Genomic DNA, 9728 nt, shown 5'->3' on the forward strand with positions numbered 1-9728 from the left:
CCGCCCAGCTCCTGGGCCACCGACGCCCGGTCTGCTTGCACGACGAGTTCCCCCAGTACACCGGCATGTTCGTACTGACCGGCCAGCACATAGAGCAGCGGTGCCCAGAGAGCCGGATAGTCGCTGAACCAGTCCAGGACGTGGCGGTCGAGCAGTTGACGATAGAGCAAGCCTGTTGCGGCGCTGTGCAGGCGGTATTCGCGGTCGTCACGGTAGCGAAATCGGTACGCCTGGTGCAGCGGGCCATGCCACGGATGCCAGTACTGCCGTCGGCCAGTTCGACGTGTAGATCGACGGCGATCTTGCCAATATCGTGGAGCAGCGCAGCATAGGCAACGGCGGCGGTCCAGGCTTCGGACTGCGCCGCCTGGTCTTCGGGACTGGCATCGATGGGCAGCAGATTGTCCTTGGGCGCATTGGTGGCCATTGGATTGTGGCTGCTCAATCCTCTGTTTCAGGTATTGGCCCGAGCCAAAGCGCGCGAGGTCATGACTGCCGCTGCGTTGCTGGTTGTGTTGGGTGTCGCGCTGCTGATGGAAATCGGCGGCCTTTCAATGGCGATGGGGGCTTTCGTTGCTGGTGTGCTGCTGTCGGAATCCACCTTCCGCCACCAGTTGGAGGCCGACATAGAGCCATTTTGCGGCCTGCTGCTGGGGCTGTTTTTCCTCGGCGTCGGTATGTCGTTGGATCTGCAGGTGGTGGACAAGGCCTGGATGCTCATCGCCTCTGGTGTGCTTGCGCTGATGACGGTCAAGGCGCTGTGCATTTATGAGGTCGCGCGCCGACCTCGCGAAAAGCAGCCATAGCGACGCACTGGATCGCGCCGTGCTTATGGCGCAGGGGGGGGCGAATTTGCTTTTGTGCTGTTTGCCGAAGCGCTCAAATTCAGGGTCATCAGTCCTGAAGTTAGCGCCAATATGACGGCTATTGTGGTGCTCTCCATGGCCATTACGCCGGTGACTGTATTGCTGTACAAACGCTTTGCGCGCGTACAGACCGTTTCCATGGACGGTGTGGAAGCCGCACACAACCTGCAAGGCAATGTACTCATCATCGGTTTTGGCCGAGTGGGGCAGATTGCCTGCCAGGCACCGCTCGCCCAGGGAGCGAAAATTTCCATCATTGATATAAATCCGGAGGTCATCCGCGCCGTGACACCCTATGGATTCAAGGTCTATTACGGCGATGGTGCCCGCCATGAAATATTGCACGCTGCTGGTGCCCATCACGCCCGCGCCATCATTATTTGTGTGGATGATAAGAAAGCCGCGACACGCATTGTCGAAAGTACTCGGCACTACTGCCCGCAGGTGAAATTGGTGGTGCGCGCTTTTGACCGCGAACATGCGCTGGAATTAGTCAAACACGATGCCGACTACATAGTACGGGATACCTTTGAGGCCGCCCTGCTGCTCGGTGGTCAGGCCGTGCTGACTCTGGGTGCGTCTGAGCACGAAGCCGACGCAGTGATCGAGGAAGTGCGCAAACGCGACGCCGAACGTTTTGCCTTGGAAACAGCAGGCGGCCTGTTTGCCGGGCGAGCGCTGGTATTGGGGAATATTGAACGCATTGATCCGCCGAACCATGAAGCGCGGGATGCTCAGTGAGCATCAATCACAGGATCGGTTCACCTGCGCTTCAGAGCAGAAAACTGGCTACTCAGCCACGTGTGAAGCTGAGAAACCGCAGGGCTGATCTGCTTGCGATGCGGGCACACCAGACTCAACGGTGACGCTTCGCCAGGATAATCCGGCAGCAGCACAAGCAGACGCTCTGCGGCGATATCTGCACTGACATCCAGCCAGGATTTGTAGGCGATACCTTCACCCTCCAATGACCAGCGCCGCACGACATCGGCGTCATCGCTGAACAACGGTCCCGAAACCTGCACGGTTTGACCGCCCAGGTTCCACTTGTCGTAGACTCGGCTATTTTGCAGATAGAGCAGGCAGGCATGCTTGCTCAAGTCATCCGGTGTTTGGGGAGAACCGCAGCGTTGCACATACTCCGGCGAGGCAACCAGCACCCGCTGGTTCCGAGGTGCAAGCGGCAGTGCCACGTAGTTGGCGTCTTCATTTGGACCGTAGCGAATCGCCACGTCCACCGGGTCGCGAAACAGATTGGCCATCTGGTCCGACAGGAAAAAACGCAACGTCAATTCAGGATGCTGACGGCGGAACAGCGTCAGCCACGGCAGCAGTATGTTGCGCCCCAGATCGGACGGCGCTGTCACTTGCAGCACGCCCCGCAGCGTGGCGTTCTCACCCCGCAGGTTTTCCTTGCCTTGCTGCAGGGTCTCTAGCACTGAGTGGGCGGTGGGCAGATATTGCTCGCCCTCGGCAGTCAATCGCAGGCTGCGCGTCGTACGGGCGAATAGGCGCACGTCCAGTTCGCGCTCCAGACGTTTGATGGCGGCTGCGACCTGACCAGGCAGCAGATCAACCTCCAGCGCCGCTGCGGTGAAACTGCCCAGCGCGGCGCTGCGGATGAATAAACCAAGATCATCGATGCGGATCATTTTCACTCCTGAAGTGAAAGTGTTGGCGCATTCTGCTTGTTTTTCTTTGTCCATGGGAAGTCGAAGATTGCCGCAAGTGAATGCATCAACCCTTCGACAGCGAGTCTCCATGAAAGCCATCAGCTTTACCCAGCACGCTTTGCCCATCGACAATCCACAAGCATTGATCGACATCAGTCTCCCGCGGCCCACGCCTGGCCCTCGGGATCTACTGGTCGAAGTTCGCGCGGTATCAGTGAATCCGGTGGATACCAAGGTGCGCGCCGGAACTTTCACAAAAGAACCGAAAATCCTCGGCTGGGACGCCACAGGCATTGTCCGCGAGGTCGGCGCTGAAGTGACGCTGTTTCAGCCGGGCGATGAAGTGTTCTATGCCGGCTCGATTGCCCGCACCGGCAGCTACAGCGAATTCCATTTGGTCGATGAGCGGATCGTCGGGCACAAGCCTCATTCATTGAGTGCCGCCGATGCGGCAGCGTTGCCATTGACCTCGATCACGGCCTGGGAATTGTTGTTTGACCGGCTCGGTGTCGTCGAGGGTACGGGGGAGGGCAAGTGCCTGTTGATCACTGGAGCGGCTGGCGGCGTCGGTTCGATGCTGGTGCAACTGGCCCGAAAGTTGACCCGCCTTACCGTCATTGGTACCGCCTCACGCCAGGAAACCGCTGATTGGGTGCGGCAGTTGGGCGCGCATCACGTGATCGATCACAGCCAGCCACTGCTCGCACAGTTGCAAGCGCTCGGTGTGCCGGAGATCGACTATGTCGCCAGCCTAACCCACACCGAACAACACTTGGTATCAATTGCCGTGCTCAAGGCCAAGGCAGGCAAAGAACAGGCATTGAAAGAAGAATTGCTGACGCTGATAGAGCCGACCCGCGCAGAGCCGGGCAATCTCGATTATGTGTTGTTCGAGCAGCGTGACGAGCAGGGCACTTTCTACATGCGCGAGGCTTTCAGGGATCAGGCGGCGCTGGATGCGCATTTTTCGATGCCTTACTTTCAGCGCTTTGCCGCCACGGCAGATGATCTGCTGCAAGAGCCGTTGCAACTGATATTCCTTGAACAGGTATCGGCCTGATCATTCAGCCTATTGAGCCGCACCACCTCGGCCGGGCTTGGACGCGGCCGGCGGATCAATTTGCTCCAGGACGCGCCTTTACTCCGAATTGCGCAACGATGTGAGTGCCCAGTTCCTCAATGACGTCCGCCGCAGGGCGCTTTCCGTACTTGAGATTGAGGATAACGTGGTCCACCCCGATTTCCTCAAGCGACTCCAGCAAAGCCCGGAGGTGGTCGCGTCCGAGCCTGAACCCCAAATGAATGGGAGTGGGCGGCGTGGACGGGTTCTCACTGAGGTCGATGTAAAGCGACTGAGTGAAGGGCTTATAGACGGAACCACATTGCTTCATGACCTCCATCCGCCAATCTTCCACGATCAGTCGCTGCATTTTCGGCGCGCGTGGATAGTTGACCCATCCGGCGCTTTCGCGCGCGATCCAATCCAGTGACTGGCGGCTATGTCCGGTCACGAGCATCGGAATCACTTGGGTTGTGGGTTTCGGAATGAGGTCTGCGCCGCGCAGCTTACCACCGCTCCAGCGGATGGGTTCGAAGCTGGTGCTGTAGGCTCGGCGAATCACCTCGTAGTGCTCTCGAAAGACTTCTCCGCGCCTTTCGGGATCGACGTCAAAGGCTGAAAACTCCACTGGGCGATCGCCGGAGGCTACGCCCAGAATCAAGCGACCTGCGCTCAACTGATCGACGCTGGCTGACGCCTTGGCCGTGTGCAGAGGATGGTGTAAAGGGATGGCAATGGATGCGCTGCCAAGCGCTATCTCTGACGTATGAGCCGCCATATAGCCCAGGTAAACCCAGGGATCGAAGACTTGGCCGACATCGCCGAAATTAGGGTCCCGAAGAGGCACGTCGCGAAACCAAAGCGCGGAGAAGCCCAGCTCCTCTGCTCGTTTGGCCAATGCGACCTGGTTGAGCATGCTCGGAATGTCCCCACCGAAGGCCTCCAAAGGGAAGAACAATCCCAGGCTCAAATGACCCGGAGTGAAGGTTCGGCTGAACCCTCGATGCTGCTGATTAGGAATCGTGCTCGGCAGATACATTCTAATCTTCCTCAATGGGAGAACCACGCAATAGAAGTGCAACGAGCTGCTGCGAACCATTGCGAACTCGATCGTAAAGCCTGCCCGATTGTAGACCTGCAAGCAGGTTTCTCAGCCATGCTGGTCGCCGGAAACGGGCATCAAACTCGTCTGCGATGGGATGTAGGTTCAATTCCCAAACCCTGAATCGAACCCGTGTCCGCACGGTAGTTCAAACGGTGGGCTCGGCGGCTGCGTCATTGTCGGCGGCGGGGTCGGTGAGCCGCCGAATCGTCAGTGCACAGCGTTGCTCAATCAAGGTATTGATTTGCTCAACCACGACATTGCCAGCAAAACTTTGTCCGGGGTCAAACTGGAGCTTGCGCGCCGTGGCGGGCAGTAGTTTTGTCAGGTCCAAATGCGCCGTTTGGCCTGCGTCAGTTTCTCGGCGGTCTCCAGCCGTGTATACACCAAACGCCTCTGGTCATCCACCGCGTCGCAACTCTCTGACACCCCGGCCCAGCTTGCGGCGCAACAGGACCCGCAGGGTCACCCCATCCGAGTACCCGACCTGTGCGGCGACTTGGTCGACGCTCGCGTTTCCGGTGCGCAAGAGATGGACGGCATGCTCCACGCGCAGGTCCTGGAAATACGACAACGGTGTCTTGCCCAAAACGCTTTGCAGCCGCCGCGCCAAGGTGCGCTCGCTTGTGCCCGCGGCACTGGCCGCCTCCGCCAGCGAGAACCCCTTCGCGAGCTGACTTCTGGCCCAGCACTCGAAGCGCTCCACCATCGGGTCGGCATGCGCAAGGTGGTCGGGAATCACGAACTCGGCTTGCGAACTGCGTGCCTCGACCAGCAGATAGCGTGCCACCAGTGCCGCCAGCGCCGGACTGCGCTCCCGGATGATGCGCAAGGCCAGGTCGACGTGGGCCAAAGCGGCACCCGCGGTAGTGAAGCGTGTCGAGTTCACGATCATGCGTGACTCGTCCAGCGTGACGTTCGGATAGCGCTGCCGAAACATCGGCCCCAGCCACCATGACGTCGTCGCACGATGCCCATCAAGCAGGCCACTCTCTGCAAGCAAGAAACTACCGGAGCAAGCGGCACCAAGGTGCGCGCCAGCGGTGGACCACTGCTGTAGCACGGCGACCGCATCGGGCACGTCGGGGCGTGTGAGCCGAGCCGAGAGCGTGTCGGGCATCTTGTCACCAAACGCGGGCACGAGCACGACGTCTGGTTCCGGCACACCACGCGCAGGGACCACGGGGACCGTCAAGCCTTGCGCAGTTCGGATGCGACGCCGAACGCCCACCAGCGTGAGCTCTATGTGCGCGGGAGCCTGTGGCAGCGAGCCCGCCATCGCATTGGCCAAGCCCACTGTGTCGGTGAGCGCCGCAAGCCCCAGATCAAACACGCCGTCACAAACAAGGATGTGGAGTTTCATGGCAACAATGATATCAATGTTGTCATTATTGTCTATAGAGATGGCTGTCATGACGACTTAGACTGCAGGCTCGTCGATCCATTCACCTAACCCATTTACCCAAAGGATTACAGTATGACCAAGCTCGCCCTGTTTGTTCGCCTCGAAGCCAAACCCGGCCAGGAGGCTGCGCTTGCCGACTTCCTGGCCAGCGCACTGCCGCTCGCCAACGCCGAGTCCGGCACCACTGCCTGGTTCGCATTGAAGTTTGGCCCTTCGACGTTCGGTGTGTTCGATGCCTTTGCCGATGAGGCAGGTCGCCAAGCACATCTGAACGGCCAGATCGCCGTGGCCTTGATGGCCAACGCCGCGACCTTGCTCAGTTCTCCGCCCAATATCGAGAAGGTCGAACTGCTTGCAGCCAAGCTGCCTGCATGACAACCCGGCCTTGACCCAATCAGGTCACGCTGCAGGATGGGGGCACAAGCTCTACGCAGCGATCCCCCCTCGATTGCACTTGCCCAAGGAGCTCCTTCCACAGCGACGGGGGGCAATATTGCAGCCAGAACTTCCAAGCTGCGTCAGCAAGCAGGGGCAACATCAGGGCTGGCTGTGATGTTCCGATTCGTCGGGTAGTTATCGAGAAGTACCGACTGTTTGCAACGTGTCGGTACCGAGAGCCGTCTGGGCGAGCCAGATTTCCGGCCCATTGGAAGTCCGCAGTCCGCAAGCGCGGATCGATCGAGCGATTTGTTGAAAATCAACGACCTAGCATCGGGCCGTGCGGGCTAGTGAGGGTTTCTGGGGGGGGGTGTAACGATTCGAACTCCTGCAGGGGCTCGGTGGGGTGGAACCCTGCGCCAAACCTATGTAACTCAGCGCCTTGCGACCGCTGCAAACTCCTGCGGAAAGGTGCGGAATCCGGCCCTTGATGCCCGCAATCCTACCAGTTCTGCCCTGGTCGGGTCACCAACCGAGCGCATCAGGCAGGGCGCCAGTTCTATTCCCGTTTGGGAATTGAACCCGCGTTAGCATCCACTCATCCGACGTTCGATCAGGCGGTGACGAACCGCTCCCGAAATGCTCGCCGGACCTGGTGGTAAGGCACAGGGCTGGTGGCGTGCGGGACCAGCGCGCTTCTGTCGCCGATGAGGTAGTTGATCCGGTAGGTGCAGTTTCCGGAGGGGTGCAGCATGCCGGCAATCACCCGGTCGGGATTCAGAACCCGCTCCTGGATCAGGCGGTCCAGCACGCTCTGGACCTACGGCCCCAAGCCAACGAACATGGCGTCTTTCAGTTCTTCGACTTCCGCCGCGAAGTGCTCCAGCAGGTACTTCCTCAGCAAGGGGGCTTGGTCATATCCGGTGAGCCACGGTAATCGTCGTCCTTTACGAATACCGGATAGCGCAGACATTGATTTTCGTGCGTTAGAGAGGGCCTTGCTGCCCAAAAGCCTCACGCGCAAACTCCAAGAAGCTGCGCAGCTTTGGAGTCATTCTTCGGTCAGGGGCATAGAGGATGTGCATTGCGGTATTGGGCACCGGGTACTGCGGCAACAGACGCACCAGTGTCCCATCGCGCAGTGCATCGCTAACCAACTCTATCGGCTGTAGAACCACGCCTAGACCAGCTACAGCCGCTGCCAGCAGTGGATCACCTTGATTGATCGTTAATTTGCTTGTAATAGGAACATCTATACGCCCCCCCGGGCTGTCGAAGCTCCAGTGTGAGCGGCCATCAGAATAGGTAAACCCCAGACATTCCTGCTGCTGTAGATCCCACGGATTGATGATGGGAGGGCGACGTGCAAGATAGGACGGCGCAGCGCATAAAACCATCTGATAGGGCTCCAGTGGCAATGCCTTCAACCCACTGCTCGCCAGCTCGCCGATGCGAAATACCACGTCGTAACCATCATCAACGATATCGACCAGTTCGTTCGATAACGTTAGGTCAACAGACACCTGAGGATACCGAACCATGTATTCCAGCAGGCGTGGCGAAAGCGTGCGAATTCCGAACGTGACCGGCGCGTTGATGCGAAGGCGGCCGCTTGGTGTGCCCCGAGTGAGGGCAGCCAGGCTCTCGGCAGACTGCATGTCTGCAAGGATCAGTTTTGCTCGCGGGTAGAACGCCCTGCCGAAGTCGGTGAGGCTTTGCCTGCGCGTAGTCCGGTGCAGCAGGGAAACACCCAGATGTTGTTCGAGCATTTTCACCTGTTTCCCTACCAATTGAGGGGACAGATTCAGGTCGTCCGCAGCGGCGCTGAATGAACCCAGCTCAACTGTTTTGACGAACGTAGCCATCTGGGTCAGGCGATCCATTATAAACACTCTGTTTCTAGTAATGCGCCATCGTAGGCCTTTATCTAGCGCCAACCAATGACTAAATTTTCGTCACCTTTCGAGTGCCCGGATACCTTCCGGATGTACGTCGAGGCCCATTGATAAACGAGATATCTATGATGGCACGCATTGTCAGAATTCATGAATACGGTGACGCCAGCGTTCTGAAGCTGGAAGATCTGGAAGTATCGGCACCAGCAGCAAACGAGGTGCAAATTAGTGTTAAAGCCATTGGCTTGAACCGAGCCGAAGTGATGTTCCGCAATCACGCATACCTACAAGAAGCGGAGTTCCCCAGCCGCTTAGGCTACGAGGCCGCAGGCATCGTAACGGCAGTTGGGAGCGACGTAACCGAGATCACGATTGGTGACTCGGTCGCTCTGATCCCACCTCTGGATATTACTCGCTGGGGCACCTACGGCGAGTTGGCCAATGTACCGGCCCACCTGGTGGTAAAGAGCCCTGAGAACTTGTCCTTTGAAGAGGCTGCGGCGTCTTGGATGCAGTACGTCACCGCCTGGGGGGCATTGATTGAACAGGCGAAGCTACGGCAGGGCGATTTTGTCATCGTTACCGCAGCGTCAAGCAGTGTTGGCTTGGCCGCCTTCCAAATGGCTCGTATGGTCTGCGCCACATCGATTGCGATCACTCGAACTCACGCGAAGAAGCAAGCCCTACTTGATGCAGGCGCTGCGCATGTCATCGTCAGCGATGAAGAGGATATCGTCGAGCGTGTTATGACGATAACTGCCGGTCAAGGCGCTCGCGTTGTATTCGATCCTGTAGGCGGGCCGTCCTTTGAACCTCTCACGCAGAGCATGGCGCGGGGCGGAATTTTGCTGGAGTACGGCGCACTTAGCTCTGAACCGACACCATTCCCACTGTTTACCGTGCTGAGCAAAAGCCTGACTTTGAAGGGCTATCTCTACGCAGAGATTGTGGCCGACCCTGAAGCCCTAGAGAGAGCAAAGGCTTTTATTCTGCAAGGGTTGAAGTCCGGTGCGTTGCGCCCGATCATCGCAAAGACATTCACACTTAGCGACATCCAGGATGCCCATCGTTTCCTTGAAGCCAATCAGCAGATCGGCAAGATCGTGGTAACTGTCTGACCAGCAATTATGGGGCTGAGAGCGTAATCCTTCGGCCCCGATTCAAGCCAGCCCTGATGACCGCTTTTGGCCGTAACAGCCTGCCGAGACCGTCCGCTTTGGGTCCAGGCTGTGTGAAAACGCAGTAAACACATCAAAAACCCATAGTCGAGCTGACTGTCTGTGGGATCAGCACGCGAGAGTGCGAATAGCTCACCCAGCGAAAAAGACGTTTGCAGCACTATATGGGCC

Annotated in this window: 9 protein-coding genes and 2 pseudogenes; 4 read left to right on the plus strand and 7 right to left on the minus strand. The window is 58.4% G+C overall.

The window, feature by feature from the left end; genetic code table 11:
- Window positions 1-409 (minus strand): annotated as a pseudogene (locus tag CQW31_RS30100) (TraI domain-containing protein); the annotation flags it as partial.
- Here CQW31_RS30100 and CQW31_RS30105 point away from each other — a divergent pair.
- Window positions 402-1607, plus strand: a pseudogene (locus CQW31_RS30105) (cation:proton antiporter); the annotation flags it as partial. The pseudogenes CQW31_RS30100 and CQW31_RS30105 overlap by 8 nt on opposite strands.
- Before the next feature lie 20 nt (window positions 1608-1627).
- On the opposite strand, the gene CQW31_RS30110 reads toward CQW31_RS30105, so the two are convergent.
- Complete coding sequence (locus tag CQW31_RS30110; protein WP_009681683.1) at window positions 1628-2518, minus strand: LysR family transcriptional regulator; 891 nt, start codon at window positions 2516-2518, stop codon at window positions 1628-1630.
- Window positions 2519-2627: 109 nt separating this feature from the next.
- Here CQW31_RS30110 and CQW31_RS30115 point away from each other — a divergent pair, with 109 nt between their 5' ends.
- Window positions 2628-3599: a zinc-binding alcohol dehydrogenase family protein gene (locus CQW31_RS30115; RefSeq protein WP_009681684.1), complete on the plus strand. Its 972-nt coding sequence runs from the start codon at window positions 2628-2630 to the stop codon at window positions 3597-3599.
- Between the two features lie 55 nt (window positions 3600-3654).
- Here CQW31_RS30115 and CQW31_RS30120 read toward each other — a convergent pair whose 3' ends face one another.
- From CQW31_RS30120 to CQW31_RS30130, 3 genes are all read right to left on the minus strand, one after another.
- Complete coding sequence (locus tag CQW31_RS30120; RefSeq protein WP_009681685.1) at window positions 3655-4638, minus strand: LLM class oxidoreductase; 984 nt, start codon at window positions 4636-4638, stop codon at window positions 3655-3657.
- A 211-nt stretch (window positions 4639-4849) separates the two neighbouring features.
- On the minus strand, window positions 4850-5035 hold the full coding sequence (locus CQW31_RS30125; RefSeq protein ID WP_037031229.1) for a hypothetical protein: 186 nt from the start codon (window positions 5033-5035) through the stop codon (window positions 4850-4852).
- 66 nt (window positions 5036-5101) lie between these two features.
- Window positions 5102-6115: a GlxA family transcriptional regulator gene (locus tag CQW31_RS30130; RefSeq protein WP_009681686.1), complete on the minus strand. Its 1014-nt coding sequence runs from the start codon at window positions 6113-6115 to the stop codon at window positions 5102-5104.
- Between the two features lie 63 nt (window positions 6116-6178).
- Between CQW31_RS30130 and CQW31_RS30135 the strand changes: the two genes are divergently transcribed.
- Window positions 6179-6481, plus strand: coding sequence for a putative quinol monooxygenase (locus CQW31_RS30135; RefSeq protein ID WP_009681687.1), 303 nt, complete (start codon window positions 6179-6181; stop codon window positions 6479-6481).
- Window positions 6482-7097: 616 nt separating this feature from the next.
- Here CQW31_RS30135 and CQW31_RS31525 read toward each other — a convergent pair.
- Window positions 7098-7295: a hypothetical protein gene (locus tag CQW31_RS31525; protein WP_009681688.1), complete on the minus strand. Its 198-nt coding sequence runs from the start codon at window positions 7293-7295 to the stop codon at window positions 7098-7100.
- Between the two features lie 175 nt (window positions 7296-7470).
- On the minus strand, window positions 7471-8367 hold the full coding sequence (locus CQW31_RS30145) for a LysR family transcriptional regulator (protein WP_016486908.1): 897 nt from the start codon (window positions 8365-8367) through the stop codon (window positions 7471-7473).
- Between the two features lie 140 nt (window positions 8368-8507).
- On the opposite strand from CQW31_RS30145, the gene CQW31_RS30150 reads away from it, so the two are divergent.
- A complete protein-coding gene (locus tag CQW31_RS30150) occupies window positions 8508-9497 on the plus strand; it encodes a zinc-dependent alcohol dehydrogenase family protein (protein ID WP_009681981.1) in 990 nt (329 codons plus the stop codon).
- Window positions 9498-9728: the final 231 nt, after the last annotated feature.

Origin of the sequence: Pseudomonas sp. 382 (assembly GCF_002759075.1) — a bacterium.
GTDB classification, from domain to species: domain Bacteria; phylum Pseudomonadota; class Gammaproteobacteria; order Pseudomonadales; family Pseudomonadaceae; genus Aquipseudomonas; species Aquipseudomonas vlassakiae.